The sequence below is a fragment of the Paraburkholderia sp. FT54 genome (assembly GCF_031585635.1).
GTDB lineage: Bacteria > Pseudomonadota > Gammaproteobacteria > Burkholderiales > Burkholderiaceae > Paraburkholderia.
The window spans coordinates 2,695,568-2,715,904 of record NZ_CP134195.1 but is presented as its reverse complement, the minus strand read 5'-3'; the positions used below and the strand labels follow the sequence as shown (position 1 = coordinate 2,715,904).

Sequence of the window (20,337 nt, the reverse complement as noted above, 5' to 3'; positions counted from 1 at the left end):
CTCAACCGGCCGGCTGATTCGCGGCTTGCATGGGCGCCGCGCTCGTCGGCATCTGTGCATTGCTTGCCGACACGTTCGGCGCGGCCGGCATGCAGTCCGCGCGATACTCGGCCTGCAGCTTATGTTCCGCCTGTTGCAGTTCGTTCGGGTAGTCGTCGTCATCGGCGGTCGGTTGATAGCCGACTGCTTCGAGTTCGCCCAGTTCGCGCATCAACTGCTTGTGCGTCACTTCGCCTTTCAACGGTGTGAAGGGATAATCGTTGCATTGCTGCGGCGTGAGATGCGGTGCGGCCATGGCCGACGCACTGCCAATCAGAAGAAGGGCGCTGAGCAGGGTTTTCGTTGCAAGCTTCATGTTCATGTCATCCACAAGAGGGTTCGGGTCGTCCCGCGAAACGGGCTGCGGGTTGACATTAGACTAGTGGGCGCCCCCTACCGGAGCGGCATCGGCAGCATGAAACTTGTTTTATCCCGGTGTGGCTTGCCGGGTTTTGATGTCTTTGCAGCGAACCTAAATTTTTCTTCATGAAGCGGATATTCCCCGGCTAACAGCCCGCGCGTAATCTGCACTCAGGCACTTGGCGAAGCGCCGGCATCCGTCGAACCGCACGCCCGTGCTCTGAATGCGCAAGCCGAATATGGCATCATGTCCACCTACTGATAACCGGTCGCGCCCGCCGCTTGCATCGGTAGAGCTGGCTGCGGCGCAAGCAATGATCATGTCGCGAGTACTGACGATCGAAGATGATGAAATTACCGCGAATGAAATTGTCGGTGAGCTGAAAAGCCGCGGCTTCACCGTGGATTGGGTGGCCAACGGCCGCGACGGGATGGCGCGCGCGATCAGCGAAGACTACGACGTGATCACGCTCGACCGCATGCTGCCCGGCATGGACGGTCTGACAATACTGACGACCATGCGCAGCATCGGCATCCAGACACCGGTGCTGATGTTGAGCGCGCTGGGCGATGTGGATGAGCGGGTGCGCGGCCTGCGCGCCGGCGGCGACGATTATCTGACCAAGCCGTTCGACCCTGAAGAGATGACCGCGCGCCTCGAAGTGCTGCTGCGCCGCAGTCAGACGCCGGCCGCGCAACTCGAAACGCACTTGCGCGTTGGCCCGCTCGAACTCGATCTGATTTCACGCAAGGTGCAGCGTGACGGCGAGGAAATCGTTCTGCTGCCCACCGAGTACCGTGTGCTCGAATTCATGATGCGCCATGCGGGGCAAACCATTACGCGCACCATGCTGTTCGAGGCGGTGTGGGGTTATCACTTCGATCCGGGTACCAATCTGATCGACGTGCACATGGGGCGCCTGCGCAAGAAAATCGACCCGCCGGGTGTGACGCCAATGATCCAGACCGTGCGGGGCTCGGGTTATATCCTCGCATGAGCGACACATTTTGATGGACACAACCCCCCCCGCTCAATCTGCGCTCGGGCGGCGCTGGCATTCCACCACCTTTCGCCTGCTTTCCGTCTACGCGGTCATCTTTTCGTTATCCGTGATGCTGCTGCTGGGCTTCATCGGCTGGGCCGTGACCGGCGATATGGAGCGCGAGACCGACGTGGTGATGGACTGGCAACTGATCTACTTCGATTCGCTGCCCGATTCGGGTCTCGTGGAAGCGATTCATCGGCGCATCGAACATGAACGCATGCACACCGATTACTACGGCCTGTTCTCCGCTGAGGGCGGGCTGCTGGCCGGCGACGTGCTCGCGTATCCGGCTGCGCTGCCCACCAACCGCACCGGCAGGACGCTCGATCTGACACTTGCTTTGGGACACAACGATCAGGCGCCGGTGGTGCGCGCCATGTCCGAGCGGCGCAAGGACGGCTCGACGCTCGTGATCGCGCGTGACCTCACGCACATCTTGCGGATTCGCGAGACCATCATCAATGCGCTGGTAGGTGGCGGCGTGCTGTGTCTGCTCGCCGGCGTGGCCGGCGGCCTTGCGATGAGCGTGCGGCAGATGCGCCGTCTGAAAGCGATCCGGCACGTCACGCAGCGTATCGCGCAGGGTGATCTCGCGCAGCGTCTGCCGATCGGCGGCCGCGACGAAGTGGACATGCTCGCGCATCTCGTGAACCATATGCTCGCCGAAGTCGAGCGTCTGATGAACGAAGTGAAGGGCGCGTGCGACGGCATTGCTCATGATCTGCGTACGCCGCTCGCGCATGTGCGGACCTTGCTTGCACACGCGGCGGAGCGCACCGAAACGCTCGACGATGGCGAGCTCGCGAAACTGGTGGATCGCGCGCGCACCGAAACGGACGCCTTGCTCGACCGGTTTCGCGCCATGCTGCGCATCTCGGAGATCGGCACGTTACAGCGGCGCGGCGGCTTTGGTGAAGTGCAACTGGAGACGCTGATCGAAGAGGTCGGCGAACTTTACGAGCCGCTCGCCGAGAGCCGTTCGGTCCAGTTTTCCGTCCATGCACAGCCGGTGGATGCGATCTATGGCGATCGCGCCTTGCTGTTTGAAGCATTGAGCAATCTGGTGGATAACGCTATCAAGTTCACCCCTGAAGGTGGCGTGGCGCGCATGGAGTTGCGTCAGACGACCTCCGGGCCGCAGGTGGATGTCGTCGATAACGGACCGGGTATTTCCGCGGATGAGCGCGATGCGGTTCTGCAGCGGTTTTATCGTGGGGAGAGCACACGTCATCTGGCCGGATCCGGATTGGGGCTGAGCATTGTCTCCGCGGTGATGCGGGTGCATGACTTCACGATGAAGATCGGCAATGCGCAGCCTGGTGCCAGGATATCCATCGAATGCTGGTCGAGGACGCTCGCATGAGCCTGGCCTTTTTTCTTGTCCTTGCAGGGGAGTGAATGCGCATCCTCTTCGTGGGTCCATCTCATCCGGAAGCGGCTTGGCTTTTCAAGGCGCTTCAGGAGAGCGCACATAGTTTGCAGCCGGCTCAGGATCTGCGGGATGGGGTCTTTCTCGCGGCTCAGGAACCGTTTGATGCAATTGTTTTGATGGTGCTGGAGGTTGGGCTTTATTCTGCGTTACTTGAGTTTATTGCGGAGTTTGCCGCGGCTGGGAAGGGGGCTGCGATTGTGGCTGTGTTGGGGGCGGCTACTGCGCGGGATCGCACCAAAGTTCTGCGCGCCGGCGCGGACGCTTGCTTTTGCCAGCCTTTTTCGTTTATCGAAATGCATGAACGGATGCAGGCTTTGCAGCGTATTGGAGTGGGGCGCGCGGGGGCTGGTGTTTCGTCCTCGCTTTCTTCAGTTTTGAATGCTGTCGATGGGCCTTCGCTGGATGCTGCTACACGGGAGCTTGTTTTTGGTGGGCGCAGGGTTGGCGTTACTCGTAGAGAGTTTCTTTTGCTCGAGTGCCTGATCAGGCAGGTTAATGCGCCTGTGGCACGGGATCAGCTCATTCGATATGCCTGGCCGGAGAAGGAGGATGTCGATCCTTCTAGTGTCAATCTGGTTGTTTCCCGGCTGAGGAAGAAGCTGTTGGGTGATTTTCCTGAGGTTCGGATTGAGACGGTTAGTCGGTTTGGGTATCAGGTTTCGGTTGATGCGTAGTTTTTTGTTTGCGTTTTTTTTGGTTCACAGTAGTCCGCTATTTCAGTTGACATGTCGATGGTTCCCCCGAAGCCCGACAGCAACACGCAGCCTGGTTGACTGTCATTACTTCCCCCGAGCAAGTTGCCAAAGCGGAGCCGCGGTCCCCGGATGACACGGGTTACCCTGACACTATGGCGTCCGAGTACCACACCAATCCCTGAGAGCGTCGCGCACTTCTTCGATAACCGGGTCCCACTCCCCAAGCTCGCGCTGCCGGAATAGCCGCATCGACGGGTACCAGGGGCTGTCTGTTCTATCGGTCAACCAGCGCAACTCTGAATACGCGGGCAGTAGTACCCAGACAGGAAGATTCGCCGCGCCGGCAAGATGCGCGGCGGCCGTGTCAACAGTAATAAGCAAATCGAGCGTCTCAAGAATAGCGAGCGTATCTGCGAAATCTCCGATGACTGGTCCGAGCGTATGAAAATCGAACCTCTCCTCCAAGGCTTCGCTGTCGCGCTCATGCTCGCCTTTCTGGACCGAAAACCATGTGGTCCCCGGATGCGAGAAAAGAGGGATTAGCGCCTCGATGCAAATAGACCGAAACCGATCTAGAGCGGTATAGGGACCGCCGGACCACACGACTCCAATTCTCGGCGTTTTCTTTACTGCCACTAACGGCGAGGCCGCGTCAATCTTGACACGCCATCGGTCAACCTCGCGCGGAGGTGCCGCGAGGTATGGCATAGCGATGGGCAGCACTGTCAGATCGAGATTCATATACTCCGGCATCCTTAGCATGTGGCTCCAGTAGTCATAGGGGCCGGACGGGATCTCGGTAAAAACTGACCGTACACCCTTCATGCTGGTCGCAATTCTGGCAATGGGCTGGCTGACCATCACATCGACAGTTGCGCCTTGCTGGTATAGCCATTCAGCGAACCGGATAAACTGGATTTCGTCCCCGCGCCCCTGCTCGCCAACGAGCAGGAATTGGCGGCCGGCAACCGGTTCACCGTTCCAGAGCGGAAAGCCCGGGAAAACCAACGTGCTACGCGCCAATGGCGTGGCGTAAATAGTATTACGTCGCGCCCAGCCATTCTTAAAGTCACCTAAACTCAGTTCGAGGCATGCGAGCTGGCACTGCATGACTGGATCGTCCGGCGTGAGTCGCACGGCTTTCCTGCTGTGAACGATAGCCTCTGCAACTCTGCCGCGCACACTGAGTGCATGTGCCGCGTAGTGGTGCAACCTAACGCGTCGCGGATCAATGTCGAGCCCCTGGCGGGAGACACTCAGCATCTCGGCGAAACGGTCCATCTTATACAGCGTGAGACAAAGTTCTTGCAATGACTCGACACTGGCCGCCTCCCGGTTTCTGATCTGGGCAACCGCTTCGCCAACCAGTGTGGTCCGTCTAACTTTTTCTAGTGCGGTGATCAGATCAAGCCCGTCTTGCAGGGAGGACGGATCGAGTCCCCACGCGCGTAGCCAGTAGTCGGCAGCTTCATCGTCTTCCCCGAGTTCTGTGCTTATGCGCGCGACGGCACGAATCGCATGATGCAAGTCCGGTTCTATCGAAATGGCCTGTTTGTACTGTGCTTTCGCATCAGAGAGCCGCCCCGATAGACGCAGGCAGTCGCCAAGGTTACGGTGCAGCGTCGCGGTTCTGCCGGCGAGTCCAAGTGCATGACGGTAAAACGCCTCGGCCCGGACATATTCGCCTCTCATTGTGGCAACCAGGCCCGCATGTTCCCATAGGTCCGCACGGGCAGGGGCTGCCTGAAGTGCCAACTCGAGAAAAGCGCTTGCCTCTGTGGTCTCGTTAAGGTTCACGCTGACCAGCCCCATACGATGCAGCGAATGAACATCGCGCGGACTGATTGCCAGTACCTGACGATATCCATGAGCCGCATCTGTCATGCGTTGCGCGGAATAATCGGCATCTGCGCGGGCAATCAGGGCGTTCAGGTCTGTTATGCAGAAATTGCGGGCGGTGGGGTTGGACATTTCAGGAATAACTGGCGTAGCTTTTGCGGAGGCTGAGCTCCTGCGCGCCGCAATGGCGACGCAGGAGTCTTCACTACATCGTAAATTTATGGATTAAAGGTGGCAAAAAGGTCAGCGCCATTAAGGTTCGCGTTAGGACTCAGAATAATGTAGTAAGTGCCCGCTGTCGGGTTCGGCATGATGCAACTGGCGCTGCCGCCCGTTGAGGCAGAATAAGACCGGACGCAAGCCGCGCCTACCGTAGTGGGTGAACCAGCCGTGACATACATCGTTCCAGTTGCAAGGCTACTCAGGGTTGCCATTGCTACCCTCAGGAATGTCGTGCCAACCGGAACATCGAGCGAAAAATACTTCCTTACGTTGGCTTGGGCTGGGACCATTACGTGGGTCTCAGGGCTGATAGCAGTTGCTACCGGGGGGGCGACCAAAAAAGGGCGCGTAAGCCAGCTAATTGCGCCCGTGCTGTCAGTCGTAGTTAATGTGATGTTGTAGGTGCCAGGATATTCATAGTTGTAGTTCGGGTTCGTTGATTGCTTGGTGACCAAATCAGCTTGATTACTCGCGCCGAAGTTCCAGGCCCAAGACCTGATCGAGGTGGCGCCTCTCGCCGTGGAGAGGTCTGTGCATGTCACCGTCATCCCAGCCTCACCCTGCGAACAACTGAAATCTGCCGCTGCCGGAATCTTACCGGCTTTCGCCGCAGCGACTGCCGCCGCCGCATCAATAATGCCCGATCCTAGCGGTTGGTCCGGCTGTTTAGGAAATGGTTGCGCGTTCTGAGTGATTAGCGTGCGCATTTCCGCGGAGCTTAACGACATCGGCGCCACTGACTTCACCAGCGCAACGACGCCGCTAACCATCGGCGTGGCCATCGAAGTGCCGGATAAGTAAGCGTAACTTTCAGCGCCAAGCCCCCGGGTACCATCGTTATAGGTTGAATAAATATTTGTTCCTGGCGCGGCAATATCAACAGTAGCCCCATAGTTGGAATCATTGGCTCTCGCACCGTTTTCCTGAGTATTGCCGACAGCAATAACACCGTGACAATTGGCAGGCTGGCTATTCGATGCATCCTTGTTATCGTTCCCTGCGGCAGCAATCACGACCACGCCGTGACTGGTTGCATAATCAACTGAGGCCTGGATCGATTTTGAACATTGGCCTGGAGCCGAGATACTCAAGTTGATAACACTTACGGGGCGAGTATTGTCGGGAATGCCCGGAACCGATCCGCCAGATGCCCACATCACCGCATCCGAAGCGGAGGAAAGCACACCCGTTCCGCATCCGTTGAGCACCCGCGCGGAAACAACTTTTGCCGATGGGGCGATTCCTGAAATGCCGATGCCGTTGTTCGTCACGGCGGCCATGATGCCAGCAACGTGAGTGCCGTGATACGTGACGTAGCCACATCCTCCTGCTACGCCAGGATTTGAGCCACCCGGGGGGCCGAGGTAGGTGAAGTCGAAGCCTTGCGGGATGATATTGGCGTTCAGGTCGCTATGGCTTGCTACGCCATTGTCCACAAGTCCGATTGTGATTCCCGCACCTGTCGCGTTGTCCCACGCCTTGGCCGCGCGAATCCCCACATTGGACTGGCCAGGGTCAAGGTTTGATAAGACTCCCCATTGCAGATTGTAAAACGGGTCGTTGGGAGTAGAGTTTACGGATATAGGGACATCCGGCTCTACATATTCAACGTCCGGGTCCGACGCAATGGCGCGCATGAACTTCCTGGCATCGTCGGCGTTCAGTTTACGCTCTGTCGTTATTACATCCGACCCGACTCCCATGCGACGCAAATGACGCGCTTTAGATGGGAAAACTCCGGCGAGGCGGTCAAGTCTGGACTGCACCGCCGTCGTTGACGTGCGTTCCGCCGTAGTCGATTTGTATTTAACGATGAATCGGTCAACCGTAGTGTCCGAAGGCAGGCTGCTTCCGCCCATCTTTAACGACAGAGCAAGCGGAACAGTCGTTGATTTTGCTGCAAGCGCTGCTGTCGATTCGAGTGTCGGTGTCGAAGATTCATGAGAGGTAGCGGCGGGCGACGCATCACTACTGCCGCTTCCGCCGCACGCTGCGAGCGTGAACAGTAACGATACTGAGGCGGCTGCCGCGAGTCCGCGGTGCGCCTCTTTTTTCCACGATAGAAAACGACCGCCGTTGTTTGCCTTGCGTGAGTATTCCGGCTTTTGCCTTCGGGCTGTCTTTTTCATATTTGCTTTATCCCTGATCCTGTTGTGATAAGTCTTTTTCACAAACGGCATCCGCGCGTAAGCATTTGCAATAGCAGCGTAATAGATTGGGAGCGGGGCAAGCAGCAGACGCCGCTGCTTTGTGTGAAAGGGGATTTACCCTCGACGTCAGGAAAAGCGAACCGACTGTAGTGGTCAAGCCTCTTTGGACACCCACAAAGAGGTTTTTCAATAAATCGAAGTTTCGTATCGCACTGGAGGCAAATTGTTTGCCGCCGAATGAATGCGCCGGTAGTTGTAGAAGTCTGCGATGTAGCCCGCGATGTCGCGGCGGGCGACTTCGTGGCTGCCGTATTCCTGTTCGCCAATCCATTCACTTTTCAGGCTTCTGAAGAAGCGCTCGACCACCGCGTTGTCCCAGCAATTGCCCTTTCTGCTCATGCTCTGGACGATCCCGTTCGCCTTCAGATCGCTCACAAAGCGCTCGCTCGTGTACTGGCAGCCCTGATCGGAGTGGAACATCAGCCCCGCTGCCGGGCGCCGCTTCTGCCGGGCCTGCTGTAGCGCCTGGATGACCAGTTCCGTATCCGCCTGCAAGGCGAACGCCCAGCCTACGATGCGGCGCGAGTGCAGATCCATCACGATGGCCAGATAGGACCACCCCTGACGCGTTCTCACATACGTGATATCGCCCGCCCATACCCGGTTGATCGCGCCCGGCTCGAATTGCCGCTCAAGCAGGTTAGGTGCAATCAGGGCTTCACCCCCGGCCTTGCGGTACCGGTGCGTTCGCCGCCTGGCCACAGCCAGTTGCGCCTCGCGCATCAGCGAACGCGCCCGGTAGCGTCCGATCGCGTAACCCTGCTGCTGCAGTGCCTGCGCCATCCGGCGACTGCCGTAACTGCTGCGGCTTTCGCTGTGAATCTGACGCACGGCCTTCAGCAGTGGAGGCGATGCGACTGGTTTGCGTGGCCGCGCAGCAAAGGCGTAATAGCTGCTTCGCGGCACTTTCAGCAAACGGCACATCAGACTCACCGGCCAGGCCTTCTTCAGCGAACGGATCACTTCGAGGAGCGATCCATTTCCTTGACGAAGAAGGCCGTAGACTTTTTTAGTATCTCGCGCTCCCGCTCAAGCTCCATCACGCGCGCTTCCAGCTCACGGATGCGTCGCTGGTCGCGCTGGATCTGCATGTCGCTGCGTGGCGGCTCAGCCTGCTGCGCACGCCACTGCGCCACCCAGCGCCGCAAAGCCGAGTCGCCCACGCCCAGCGCCTCGCAAGCCCTGGTGATCGAATAACCCTGCCCAACCACCAGTTGCACTGCCTCTGCCTTGAATTCGTCAGTCAGGTTCCGTCTGCCCATGTCTCTCACCTCAGTTGGAGAATTATCCCCTTTAGAGGTGTCCAGAGCCATTGGACCACTACACACCTACTTTCTTTGCCGCCGCAAAGAAAGTAGGCAAAGAAAGCGGCTTCACACCGCCAGCTCATAAGCGGGCTCCTCGCACAGTCGCGGTAGTGGAACATCTGGACTCCGTGTTCTCGCACATTCCGCGTGAGTGACAAGGCCGTCATTCTTCCGGCGGCGCTGCGCGCGCCGTGGCGGTATTTCTAGAAAACAATTGCTTTGCTGCGTCCATGGTGGTGGGCGCGTGCGTTGATTTTTCTCCTCGTTCCCTCTCGCTTCTCGATTCCGGTTCACGCGCTCCGGATCAATGATCCGGAGCGCGGGCTACACCAATGCGGTGTACGGCAACTATCTCGCCAATGCCCGCAGTCAGGGCATCTTTGCCGCCGGCGCGTCGTATCAACTCGGCAAGTTCAAGGTCAGGGGCAACTTCACTAACGTCGATTTCCAGCAGGGTGACGCGGGACAGGATGTCAAATTCCAGAACTACGAAATCGCCGGCACTTTCGCCGCGACCAGTCAGCTCAATCTCGCAGCAGGCTACACCTACACCGATGGCCGGGATCACGCGACCAATCAGGAGCCGAAATATCAGCAACTCAATCTGAGCGCGGAATACGAACTGTCGAAACGTATTGCTGTGTATGCAGTCGCTGCATTGCAGAAAGCAAGCGGTGGGGCGGTCGCGCAAGTCGCGGGTTTCGATCCGTCGTCCAACGGCAAGCAGGTGGTCGGCCGGGTCGGCGTGCGGCACTCGTTCTAAAGTCGAAGCGGTCAGTAAAAGAGCGCGCTATCCGCAAGGGTAGCGCGCTCTTCTTTTTCAGGAACCGATGTAGATGTTGCAGTAACTGACTGGGCCGACGCAATTGTCGGCAGTGCTCGAAGGTGTCGTCGCGCAGCCGGATAACAGCAGGCCGGCTGCAACAGCGGCGGCGGCGAAACGAGCCGAACGTTTGATCGCGGAGCGAAGAGTCATTGATATCTCTGGTGAACAAGAGGGCGGTGCGATTAATAGATCCGGTGCAGATGCAGATGGAGATAATTCATCTGGCCGTCGGTAACTCAGTGCCAGTAAAGCGTCGAATCCAGAGTCGCGAGTTGGCCGTTCTTCTCAGCCTGCACCAGTTCCTGATAGACCTGGGCACGCGTCTTCTCGACGGTGGCCTGCCCATACGGCGCAACCCACGAACCAGCGGCATTGACGGGAGCCGTGCTATTCGCGGCGACTTGCATCGACGGCGCGGTGGTCTGCTGAGTGGGCGCCGTGCTTGATTGAGCGAAGGCGGAAGCCGTTGCGGTAACGCCGATGAAAGCGATGGCGAGCGTCAGAGATCTCATGTTCGTAATCCCCACAAATCAGATTGGATGGAACCGATGTGCGAACCTCAATGCATTCGTGGACCGGTTGAGCAGAAGGATAGTCAACTGGCTTTAGCGGATCGGTGGTGTGTGCATGAAAAGATATTTATCCGCTCAGGCGTCGGCGAGCGCCGCTGACGATGCCTTTCACGAAGACCGGTTGACGGCCAGCTTGACGAGCTTGAGCCCCGGCGGCAAGGTCGCTTCGATACATGGCAGTTGTGGCTTCACTTTGGCGCTGCATGCAGCGCCAAAGTCTGCTCTTCGGAAATGCGAATGCGGCTGACTCAGCCGAACAGATAGCCCGAGCCGCGAATCGTGCGAATCAACGGACGCTCGCCGGGCATCTCGACTTTCTTGCGCAAACGTCCCACGTGCACGTCGATCAGATTCGTACCGGGGTCGAAGCGGCATCCCCACACGGCTTCGAAAATCATCGTGCGCGTGAGCACCTGGCCGGTATGGCGCATCATGAATTCGAGCACGCGGAATTCCGTGGGTTGCAGATCGAGTTCGCGATGGCGATGCGTGACTTTGCGACGCACCAGATCCAGTTCGAGTGCGCCGTTGCGTAGCATCGTTTCTGGTTTCGCGTGACGTGGACGTCGCCGCAATAGCACCTCGATGCGCGCGGACATTTCCTCTGGCGAAAAGGGCTTGGTCAGATAGTCGTCGCCGCCGGCACGCAGGCCTTGAATGCGCTGATCGACATCGGACATCGCGCTCATCACGAGCACGGGGGTTTCCATGCCGACGCCGCGCATGGTCGCGACGATCGTCAGGCCGTCGAGATCGGGCAGCATCCGGTCGAGCGTGACGACGTCGTATTCGCCCGCCATGACTTTCGCCATGCCTTCTCGGCCGGTACGCGCCACATCGACGGAAAAGCCGCTCGCGCTGAGCGTGCGAACGATGTCGTGGGCGATCAGTTCGTCGTCTTCGATCGTCAATATTCTGGGCATGATACGCGAGCCCGCTTCAGGCGACCGCGCGCAATGCAACCGGGCGGTCCGGCGCGCGATACTGGCTGACGGCGAAGTCGATGAAGCTGCGCACGCGCATCGACAGGTATTTGCGGCCGGAGTAGAGAATCGACACCTGGCGCGGGCCGCCGTTGATCTCGAACTGTTCGAGCACGGGTATCAACGTGCCGCGCGCGAGATCGTCGGCGACGATCGGCATGGGCAGCAAGGCAATGCCCATATGATTGAGCGCGGCCACGCGCACCATCGCGCTGCTGGTCGCGGTGAGCGCGCTGCCGGTGTTGACGCGGTAGAGGCCGTCGGCGTCCGCGAATTCCCAGGCTCGCGACGAACCGTCGGACACGGTCAGCAGACCATGCCGGTTCAAGGCGGCGGGATCGCGCGGCGTGCCGTTGCGCGCGAGATAGGTGGGCGACGCGACGGTGAGTTCGTCGACGCTGGTGAGCGTGCGGCTCACCAGGGTGGAATTGGCGAGGCGCCGGTCGTCGGAGAAGCACACGTCGAAGCCGCCTTCCACGAGGTCGATGTGCGTGTCGAATGTCGTGACGTCGAAGCCCACGCGCGGATGCAGCGTGCGGTAAGCGGCGAGCAGCGCACCCAGACCCGCGGTGGCGAAGGTCATGGGCGTGGCGATCCGTAACGTGCCCTGCGGGTCACGCGTGGTTTCGAGCAGATTCGATTCCATCTCGTCGAGCTTCTCGATGATCGCGCGGCAACCGTCGAGATATTCGCGGCCCACGTCGGTCAGCGAGAGACTGCGCGTGGTGCGGTTCAGGAGACGCATGTTCAGATGCGCTTCGAGCGTGCCGACGCTGCGCGTGACTGCGGCTGCCGACATGCCTAACTGTCTCGCCGCGAGATTGAAGCTGGCGAGATCGACTACTCGTGTGAAGACACGCATCGCTTGTAGCTGGTTCATGTTGGAACAGTAGAGAGGGGGCGATGGGTGCATCATGGGCGATGGCGGATAAATCCACGCCGCTAGGTACATTAAGTCTTTTTTAATTTTGTGCAATGTTCATGAACTGGCCGCGCGGACTGCTTGCCGGCTCCAGAGAACACCATCGGCTACACCAGGCCATGGACAAAAAAAGAGCGCGGACAAAGCCGCGCTTGTGAAAGAGACTTGAATGAAAGTAGCCGCAGCTACGCGGCGACTAAAGTATAGGTGGGTTGCGCAACGCGTTGCGCGCGTGATCTGAAATCCAGTCCTGCGTGAAACGCAACACGCTCCGCGTGCCGGGTGCTTCAGTTGAGCATGCCGTGCACTTCCAGCGAGGCTTCCAGTTGCTGCGTAAGCGCGTGGTGCAGTTTGGCGAGGCTTTCAGTCGGCAGCGCGAAACCGGCCCAGCCGAGACCGGAATGGCGCAGGAACAGTACAGCGCCGTCGTGCAGCGGATGCTTCTCCGCATGCCAGCACGGGTCGATCTCGATCACATACTGATGGGTGCGTGAAGGCTGCTTGGGCACTTCGGGGCGCATGCCGGCGCGCAGCACGCTGAGGTGTTCGATCACGGCGTCCAGATCGGCCACCTCGAGCAGCACGGCGCTGTCCTCGACGGCGATGCGAACCGCGTGCTGACCATATTCGTTGACTCTTTCGATGCTCATGGGGCGCGACATGTCATGGCTCCTTGCGGCTAACACGATGCGCAAATTATGTCGCTGCCGTACCCGGCGTATCCTTAAAGAGCACGATCCATGGATGAAACTTTGTTTAAGGAACGCGCTTGCGTACTTCAGCGCGGCCGACATTCAATCTTCTGACGTTTATCGCAATTGTGCGCCGCACACGAGATTTGGTCATACGTATAAATCCGCCAGTGTTTCAATATAGAAACATTTTCAGACGTTAGAGAAGCGCGTTTCAAACTCTTAAATCGCAATCAATTCATTGAACGCCGGTTCGGCTGCATGGAGCAGCAAATAAATTCCCAATTTGCGAATAAAACGGCTATTGAACGGTCATTATCCGCGAGGTTTGGAGTTCAGGTTTGAAACACTTTTGGATGCCGCCTGGCCCAGCGCGGGTCACAAAACGGGCGTCTTCCGGCATGCTCGCGCGACGCCTGCCGACGCCTGAACAACGAGGCTGCGAGCCGCTTTGCGGCCAGACATCGAAATCGCGCCTGCATGGGTTTGCTGTCGCGGCGGAGCAATCCGCTGTTCTCATATGAGCCGCGAGATAACGGTTTTCTTCATACATTCTATTTTTCGATAGTAATTTGTTTTTCAAATTTACTATAGCCAGCCATTCCGCTAACATCACGCTAAATCCGTTAAGTGGCCGCGCCTCGTTGTGTCGGCAATAAATCATTCCACTCATATTGGCTGCTAACGGCGATCGGGGTCCACAATGTACGACAGTTTGGGGAAATATCATGCCGCACATGCACCTTGATACTGCGAGGATCACCTGGTTACATACGCCGACGCTGAACGTGCGTAGTGCAACGCGGCGAATCGGCGTGCTGCTGTTCGACGGCTTCTGGCTGCTCGGCCCGGGCACGGTGGTGGAGATGTTCCAGACCGCCAACGAACTCTCGGGTTCGCACACCGGTGAAGAACAGCCTTACGAAGTGCAATTCCTTTCCATGGACGGCGGCAGCGTCGCGAGTTCTTCTTCCGCGCGCATCTGGACTGACCGTATCGACACGCGCTTTGCCAGCGGTTTCGACGTGCTGTTCATCGCGGGCGGCTACGGCGCGCACGTGGCCGCCCGCGACGAGCGGGTACTCAGCTGGTTGCGTTCGGTGCAATCGCGCACGCGCGCGATCGAAACGATCGGTGAAGGGCGGCTCGTGCTGGAAGCGGCCGGCCCGACGGATAGCGAAGGACCGCAGGTGAACCGCTATCTCGCCAGCGTCGCGGGCGAGTCCGCGCTCAACGCGTCCAACGATCGTAACGACTGTGCCCGCAGCGCGCTCATGTTCATCAAACGCGATCTGGGCGCCGAGCTTGCTCGCAGCGTCGCCGACCGTGTGATGCCCGGCATGGCTGCAAGTTGGGTGCCCTTGCCGGCGGAAGGCGGCACGCTCAGTGTGGCCGAGAAGATCCGTGCGGCGGCACGCTGGATGGAGGCCAATTGCGACCGCCCGGTTTCGGTGGCCGACGCCGCACAGGTCGCGGCGATGAGCGAGCGCAATTTCCTGCGACGTTTCAAGCACGAAATGCAGGTCACGCCCTCGGACTATCTGCTGCAGGTCCGACTGCGCATTGCCTGCAACTTCCTGACCGAGACGGAATTGCCGGTCGACAAGATCGCGCGCCGCAGCGGTACGGGCAACGGCGATCGCCTCGCGAAGATTTTTCGCAAGCGCATGGCGTTGTCTCCCACCGAATATCGCGCGCGTAGCCGCGTGGCGACAGAGGCGTGATATTCATGCAGGCGTCCGTGCCGACAGCGGTTCGCCTTACGAGATTTGGACGCGTCCGTCGTGGCGGCCGCGTTTGCGCGGGTCAGGTTTCTTACGAGCACAGCGGCAATGGGCAACAAGGTGATCGCGACGGCATTGCCGGAGGTGAAACTCATCGAGCCCGAGGTGTTTTGCGACGAATTCGGCTTCTGCTTCGAAAGCTTTAGCGCGGACGAGTTTATCGACGACGTCTCGCAAGCTTTCCAGTTTGTGCAGGACCGGCATTCGCGCGCGGTGCATGGCGTGTTGCGCGGTTTGCATTATCAGGTGCAACGCCCGCAGGGCCGGCTCATGCGGGTCGTGGTGGGCGAGGTGTTCACGGTCGCCGTCGACGTGCGGCTCAATTCGCCGAATTTCGGCAAGTGGTGCGGGGCGTATCTGAGCGCGGCCAATTACCGGCAGATCTGGGCGCCGCCGGGTTTCGCCCACGGTTTCGTGGTGCTGTCCAACTTCGCCGAGTGTTTGTGGAAGACCACGGAATACTGGTTTCCCGAGCTGGAGCGCTGCATTCTCTGGCGCGATCCCGACATCGGCATCGAGTGGCCGATCGATTTCGAACCGACCCTCGGCGCGAAGGATGCCGCGGGCCGGCGTCTTTACGAAGCGGAAAACATCGCCTGAGCTAAGCACAGTGGCTTGCTGTGCCGTGCCGTGCTGTGCCGCGGCTTTCAGCGCGTCGCCACCACGGCGCCGACGCTCGCGGTCACCACCAGCAGCGTGCCCACGATCTGTAGAACCCCCATCGGCTGATGCAGTACGACGAAACCGGCCAACGCGCCGATCGCCGGTTCAACACTCATCAGGATACCGAACGAGGCGGCCGGCATGTGCCGCAACGCCACCATTTCCAGCGCATATGGCAGCAGCGGGACCAGCAGCGCGAGGCCCGCCGTCGCCGCGAGCTGGCCCGTTGCGACGTGCAGACCGCTTTGCGCCAATCCGAACGGCGTGGCCACGAGCGCCGCCGCGATCAGCGATACCGACAGTCCCTCGAGTCCGGCGAACAGGGTGCCGGCCTTCTTCATCAACACGATATAGCTGCCCCATCCGAGCGCCGCGGCGCAGGCAAGCAGCACGCCGAGCGGTTCGCCGATCCAGCCGGCGCGATCGCGCGAGAGCAGGATCACGCCGGCAATCGCCAGTGCGGGCCAGAGCAATGCTCGCGCGCGGCGCACCGCGAAGGTCGCCACGGCAAGCGGACCGAGAAAGTCGATCGCCACGGCGAGTCCCAACGGAATGCGCTGGAGCGCCGCGAAAAAACATAGCGTCATGCCGGCCATCGCCGCGCCGAGCACGCCAGCAGCGGTCCAATGCGCGCGCGAGTAGCTCAGAAAGCGCGGACGCACCAGCAAGGCGAGCACCACGGCCGCCCAGCATAGACGCAGCCAGGTGGTGCTGAGCGAACCGTAGGTGGCCATCGTCGGCGCGGAAAGTGCGGCGCCGAATTGCACGCACGACATCGACAGCACGCACAGCAACGCCGCCCCAGCTGCGGTGCGGGCGGGTTTCACGGTGGTTTGCGCGGAATTCAGCGCGGATGGGAGAGTGGTGTCCTGCATGGTCGTCGGTTGGGTTGGCGCTGGATCGGAATCCTGTCATCGCTATCTTATCGGTGTCGACGGTATTAAGATAAGTTGATATTTCTTATGCTGACTTCAGGAATCGTTATGAGCCGGGACCTCGACAGCAGCCTGTTGCGTGCCTTCGTCACCGTGGCGGAGACGGGCGCGGTGGGCGTGGCGGCGACGCGCCTCGCGCGTACCCAGGCCGCGGTGAGCATGCAGTTGCGCCGGCTCGAAGAAGAACTCGGGCAGCGTCTGCTCGATCGTTCGCCGCGCGGCGTGCAACTCACCGAAGCGGGTCATCTGCTGCTGCCGTATGCCCACACGATACTCGGAGCCGGCGCCGATGCGCGCCGCGCGTTGAGCGCGGGGCAGGTGTCCGGCACGGTGCGGCTCGGTATGCTGGAGGACATTGCGGTCGGCCGTTTGCCGCGGGCGTTGCGGCGCTTTTCGATCGCCTATCCGCAAGTGGCGCTGGAGATCGTCGTCGACAGCAGCGTGGCGCTGTCGAACCGGCTCGCGGACGGCAGCCTCGACGTGCTGGTCGCCGATCCCGCGCTGGTCGACGCCGCGCCGCTTCTCACATGGACGCAGCCGCTTTTCTGGGTCGGCGCACGTGGCTTCAGCCGCGACGCGCAGGCGGCTTTGCCGGTGGTGGCATTCGGCAGTGCGTGTCTGTGGCAGCAGCAGGTGCTGGCGGCGTTGCGGCGCGCGGGGATCGCGTGGCGCATCGTGTGCACCAGCACCAGTCTGCCGGCCGTGCAGTCCGCGGTTGAAGCGGGGCTCGGTGTATCGGTGCTGCTCGACGGCAACATCCGTTCGGAGTCGATGCGCGTGCTAGGTCAAGGCGATGGTTTGCCCGACGCGCCCACCGCGGACTTCGGACTCTTCATGCGCGAGGTTTCCGGTGCCCAGGCGGCGGCTGTGCAAACCTTGCAGACGTTCCTTTGCGAGGAGCTGCATCTCGGTCTGCGTGAAGGCGAACCGCAGCTTGCGCCGGCTTTGGGGTGATGCGCCGGCGACGGCTCCCATGTGAGTTTTTACGACATTTTTTCTTGAGACGCGCCCACGCGAAATCTACACTTTGGGCATCTTGATACCGCGAGGTGCTCAACGTGAAGCGACGTGCAACGACGCAGCAATCCGTTCGTATCGACTATGTGTGTCACGGTGTGGGCCGTGTCGAATTGCGCCGCTTCGATCCGGCGCGCGATTCGTTCGTTGCGTTGACGGCGTTGTTGCATCGGGCATTCACGCCGCTCGGCGCGATGGGCCTCAATTGCACCTGCGTGGATCAGACCGTCGAGACCACCCGCCTGCGCGCAACGCGCGGCGATTGCTACGTGGCGGTGTGCGATGGACGCATCGTCGGCACGATGACGCTCTATGCGACAGATCGTGACTCGGCCTGCGAGTTATACCGTCGCGACGATATCGCCAGCTTGCGGCAGTTCGCGGTCGAGCCGGTATGGCAGGCGCGCGGTATCGGTACGTTGCTGATCGCATTCGCCGACCATTGGGCCGCGACGCGAGGTTATGCGGAGCTTGCGCTCGATACGCCGCAACCGGCTGCGCATCTGATCGCGTTTTATCGTGGGCAGGGGTTTCGTATCGTCGATTTCGTGCGCTTCGAGGGCAAGCGGTACGACAGCGCGATCTTGAGCAAGCCGCCGGTGGCGACGCGCACGCTCGCGAACTGGTCGCATCGATTGAGTGTGCGTGCGCCGATTGCGCGCGCCGCGTAAACACGACGAAGCGACGACAAAAAAAGGAAGCGCTGCTGCAGTGCAATGAGTTCAACGGAACGGATGGATGCAGCGGATAGCTGGAAGCAAACGCCCCGGCGTGGGCAGCAACAATTGCAATACGGTACGGCAAGTATTGCAACGGAATGCTGACTGCGGCGCCGGGGCAGGTATTTTCCTACTAAGCGGTCGAAGCGTTCATCAGCGTCGCATCACGCCCATCAGCAAGGTGACGAGGAAGATCACCACAAAGATGAAGAACAGGATCTTGGCGATTTCCGTCGCGCCTGCGGCTATGCCGCCGAAGCCGAACACCGCGGCGATGATTGCGATGATGAAGAAGATTGCAGCGTATCGAAGCATGGGGCCTCCCACCGATGGATTGCTGGATTGAGATTGAAAACGGCGGCTCGTTGTGGGCACTGCGTGCTTTGACGGGTTACTTGCCGGCGAGCGGAATAGAGCAATAGGTGTGCCCAGATCCCGCGCATGTGCAGGAGCGCCCTGGTCGGCGCGCTGGCGTGCAGCAAATTTCGCTCGAACGTGACGGCAAGAATGCGGCAGTCATATCGCAGACGCGAACTACGATGCGGCGGTGGCGGGGCTCTGAAGCCGAGCGTCACGAATGCCGGGCAGGGGTGTCCGTGCAGCGAGAGCGTGTGTGTCGAGCGGTCGACCTTCGAACGCTTCGTCGTCGCGTTGAAGGCGGCGTGATTCAGGACGTCGGAATCGATTCGCCGCGACCGCCATCGTCGGCCGCGGCAGGCATGATGTATGTCGATATAAGTCAGCTCGTCAAGGCGCGGCGGCGTCGGTTACCTCGTCATTCCAGTAGGCCGGCAGCGCCTTATACGGATTACCCCCGGACAGCGACGTGACATACACGCCGCCCGCGCCATGCGTCTTCGCGTATTGTACGACTCCTGGCAACTGCGCGGCGGTCGCGCCGTACACCATGTGCACGAAGCGGCTCTTCGGATAGGTGGCTTGCCAGCTCATCGGTTGATATTTTGCGTAATTCTTCGCAGTGCTTTCGAACACGACGAACTGGTCGGCCGTCGGCAGGCTCGCGTAGAGCTCAGGAATGTTGGTGCCAGGATTGGCCGTCACCGAGTAGGTGGCATTCAGTCCTTTGATGTAGTTGTAGATCGACTGATAGAACTGGATGTGCGACATCTGGCTGTCGGACGTCATCTCGTCGATGAAGAAGCCATCCACCTTGTAGAGCGCCAGGTAGGTGTTGATGTCGGTCACGACCGCGGAGAGCGGGCGCTTGCCGTACGAGGTGGAGACGTAGCCCAGTACCTTGCCGCCCGCGGCGCGAAGCTTCGTGACGGCGGCGGCATAGTTCGGATCTTCCTTGACGCCCGGTCCGCTGTTCGGATTCAGAATGGCGGTGGTCGGCACTTTGCGCGCCGTGGTCACAAGGCTGTTCCAGTTCGCGACGCTGCCCGTGGCGTTGAAGTAGGAGGGTACGACGAGACTGGTCGCCGTGCTGGCCGCCAAGGCCGTGCCGCTGAGGCATGCCAGCAGCAGACCTGCGATGAGTCCGGCCCGTTTCAGACCTCTGCCGGTTCGCCTCGCGAGGCGACTTCCGTCCGCCGACTCCCAAGCAACCAACGCAACCGCCCCCATTCCCCGACTTTTTTGCATGTAGCCTCCTGACGCGGTTTTTCGAAACCGCTGTCGATTGGCCCGCCGTGGACACGGCGGGCAACTGGCAAACTCCCGCGAGGGAGTCCCTGTAGTTTTGCGTCGCCGGATCGCTCCGGGTTTGCCCAAACTGCACTAACGGCATCCCTTTAGATTTCTTTAGGGGGCCAATTTATTTTTCATCATTGAATCGAACGCGCTCGAGAGTACCCGAAAAATCGATTTCTGTTTTGCGTCCCGGTGTTTATTGCTGCATTCAGTGCTGACGCCGAGCGGGCGAGCTTATCGAATACGCGTGTTAGGTACAGCTTGAAAATATTTGAAAGAATCGGGAAAGACACGAGACAGTGCATTCCTTCGCGAGGATTTGCCGATCAGAACATCAAGTGCCGGAGAGATGGATTTGACATACCGCGGCGATTTTCCAACACATTGCCGACCCGCTTGACGAAGCGATTTTAATCAATGA

At 59.9% G+C, this 20,337-nt stretch carries 18 protein-coding genes, 2 pseudogenes and 1 riboswitch; of the genes and pseudogenes, 9 read left to right on the top strand and 11 right to left on the bottom strand.

Annotation, left to right across the window (positions count from 1 at the left end):
* Position 1 precedes the first annotated feature (1 nt).
* Complete coding sequence (locus RI103_RS12580) at positions 2-355, bottom strand: DUF4148 domain-containing protein (protein WP_310812329.1); 354 nt, start codon at positions 353-355, stop codon at positions 2-4.
* A gap of 364 nt (positions 356-719) precedes the next feature.
* Here RI103_RS12580 and RI103_RS12575 point away from each other — a divergent pair, with 364 nt between their 5' ends.
* From RI103_RS12575 to RI103_RS12565, 3 genes are read left to right on the top strand one after another with little or no spacing between them, the layout of a single operon-like run.
* Positions 720-1,397 (top strand): response regulator transcription factor, encoded by a 678-nt coding sequence (locus tag RI103_RS12575; protein ID WP_310812328.1) that lies wholly within the window; start codon positions 720-722, stop codon positions 1,395-1,397.
* A 13-nt stretch (positions 1,398-1,410) separates the two neighbouring features.
* A complete protein-coding gene (locus RI103_RS12570; RefSeq protein WP_310812327.1) occupies positions 1,411-2,808 on the top strand; it encodes a HAMP domain-containing sensor histidine kinase in 1,398 nt (465 codons plus the stop codon).
* A gap of 35 nt (positions 2,809-2,843) precedes the next feature.
* A complete protein-coding gene (locus tag RI103_RS12565) occupies positions 2,844-3,551 on the top strand; it encodes a response regulator transcription factor (protein WP_310812326.1) in 708 nt (235 codons plus the stop codon).
* Between the two features lie 171 nt (positions 3,552-3,722).
* On the opposite strand, the gene RI103_RS12560 is transcribed toward RI103_RS12565, so the two are convergent.
* The 3 genes from RI103_RS12560 to RI103_RS12550 form a co-directional block, all read right to left on the bottom strand.
* Positions 3,723-5,543, bottom strand: a complete 1,821-nt coding sequence (locus RI103_RS12560; RefSeq protein WP_310812325.1) for a tetratricopeptide repeat protein — start codon at positions 5,541-5,543, stop codon at positions 3,723-3,725.
* Between the two features lie 86 nt (positions 5,544-5,629).
* Positions 5,630-7,804, bottom strand: a complete 2,175-nt coding sequence (locus RI103_RS12555; protein ID WP_310812324.1) for a S8 family serine peptidase — start codon at positions 7,802-7,804, stop codon at positions 5,630-5,632.
* Between the two features lie 165 nt (positions 7,805-7,969).
* Positions 7,970-9,105, bottom strand: a protein-coding gene (locus RI103_RS12550) for an IS3 family transposase (protein ID WP_310812323.1) whose coding sequence is annotated in 2 segments (ribosomal slippage) — positions 7,970-8,847 and positions 8,847-9,105 — 1,137 coding nt in all. Because the reading frame shifts where the segments join, the coding sequence is not laid out codon by codon here.
* Between the two features lie 367 nt (positions 9,106-9,472).
* Between RI103_RS12550 and RI103_RS12545 the strand changes: the two are divergent.
* Positions 9,473-9,913 (top strand): annotated as a pseudogene (locus tag RI103_RS12545) (porin); the annotation flags it as partial.
* A 299-nt stretch (positions 9,914-10,212) separates the two neighbouring features.
* Here RI103_RS12545 and RI103_RS12540 read toward each other — a convergent pair.
* The 4 genes from RI103_RS12540 to RI103_RS12525 form a co-directional block, all read right to left on the bottom strand.
* Positions 10,213-10,488: a DUF4148 domain-containing protein gene (locus tag RI103_RS12540; RefSeq protein ID WP_310812322.1), complete on the bottom strand. Its 276-nt coding sequence runs from the start codon at positions 10,486-10,488 to the stop codon at positions 10,213-10,215.
* Between the two features lie 308 nt (positions 10,489-10,796).
* A complete protein-coding gene (locus tag RI103_RS12535; protein ID WP_310812321.1) occupies positions 10,797-11,471 on the bottom strand; it encodes a response regulator transcription factor in 675 nt (224 codons plus the stop codon).
* 16 nt (positions 11,472-11,487) lie between these two features.
* Complete coding sequence (locus RI103_RS12530) at positions 11,488-12,411, bottom strand: LysR family transcriptional regulator (protein ID WP_310812320.1); 924 nt, start codon at positions 12,409-12,411, stop codon at positions 11,488-11,490.
* A 329-nt stretch (positions 12,412-12,740) separates the two neighbouring features.
* Entirely contained in the window at positions 12,741-13,115 is a 375-nt protein-coding gene (locus RI103_RS12525; RefSeq protein ID WP_310812319.1) for a hypothetical protein, read from the bottom strand.
* A 758-nt stretch (positions 13,116-13,873) separates the two neighbouring features.
* Between RI103_RS12525 and RI103_RS12520 the strand changes: the two genes are divergently transcribed.
* Positions 13,874-14,869, top strand: a complete 996-nt coding sequence (locus tag RI103_RS12520; RefSeq protein ID WP_310812318.1) for a helix-turn-helix domain-containing protein — start codon at positions 13,874-13,876, stop codon at positions 14,867-14,869.
* 108 nt (positions 14,870-14,977) lie between these two features.
* Entirely contained in the window at positions 14,978-15,529 is a 552-nt protein-coding gene (gene rfbC, locus RI103_RS12515) for a dTDP-4-dehydrorhamnose 3,5-epimerase (RefSeq protein ID WP_310812317.1), read from the top strand.
* A gap of 47 nt (positions 15,530-15,576) precedes the next feature.
* On the opposite strand, the gene RI103_RS12510 is transcribed toward rfbC, so the two are convergent.
* The gene (locus tag RI103_RS12510) at positions 15,577-16,467 is read right to left on the bottom strand and encodes an EamA family transporter (RefSeq protein WP_310812316.1); all 891 of its coding nucleotides are present in this window, start codon (positions 16,465-16,467) and stop codon (positions 15,577-15,579) included.
* 108 nt (positions 16,468-16,575) lie between these two features.
* On the opposite strand from RI103_RS12510, the gene RI103_RS12505 reads away from it, so the two are divergent.
* On the top strand, positions 16,576-17,481 hold the full coding sequence (locus RI103_RS12505; protein WP_310812315.1) for a LysR substrate-binding domain-containing protein: 906 nt from the start codon (positions 16,576-16,578) through the stop codon (positions 17,479-17,481).
* A 104-nt stretch (positions 17,482-17,585) separates the two neighbouring features.
* Entirely contained in the window at positions 17,586-18,215 is a 630-nt protein-coding gene (locus RI103_RS12500) for a GNAT family N-acetyltransferase (RefSeq protein ID WP_310812314.1), read from the top strand.
* Positions 18,216-18,416: 201 nt separating this feature from the next.
* Here RI103_RS12500 and RI103_RS12495 read toward each other — a convergent pair whose 3' ends face one another.
* Positions 18,417-18,578, bottom strand: coding sequence for a DUF1328 domain-containing protein (locus RI103_RS12495; protein ID WP_091795242.1), 162 nt, complete (start codon positions 18,576-18,578; stop codon positions 18,417-18,419).
* A gap of 155 nt (positions 18,579-18,733) precedes the next feature.
* Between RI103_RS12495 and RI103_RS12490 the strand changes: the two are divergent.
* Positions 18,734-18,920: pseudogene (locus RI103_RS12490) on the top strand (aldehyde dehydrogenase family protein); the annotation flags it as partial.
* A gap of 90 nt (positions 18,921-19,010) precedes the next feature.
* Here RI103_RS12490 and RI103_RS12485 read toward each other — a convergent pair.
* On the bottom strand, positions 19,011-19,868 hold the full coding sequence (locus RI103_RS12485) for a spherulation-specific family 4 protein (protein WP_310812313.1): 858 nt from the start codon (positions 19,866-19,868) through the stop codon (positions 19,011-19,013).
* A gap of 56 nt (positions 19,869-19,924) precedes the next feature.
* Positions 19,925-20,004: riboswitch (cyclic di-GMP riboswitch) on the bottom strand.
* Positions 20,005-20,337 lie beyond the last annotated feature (333 nt).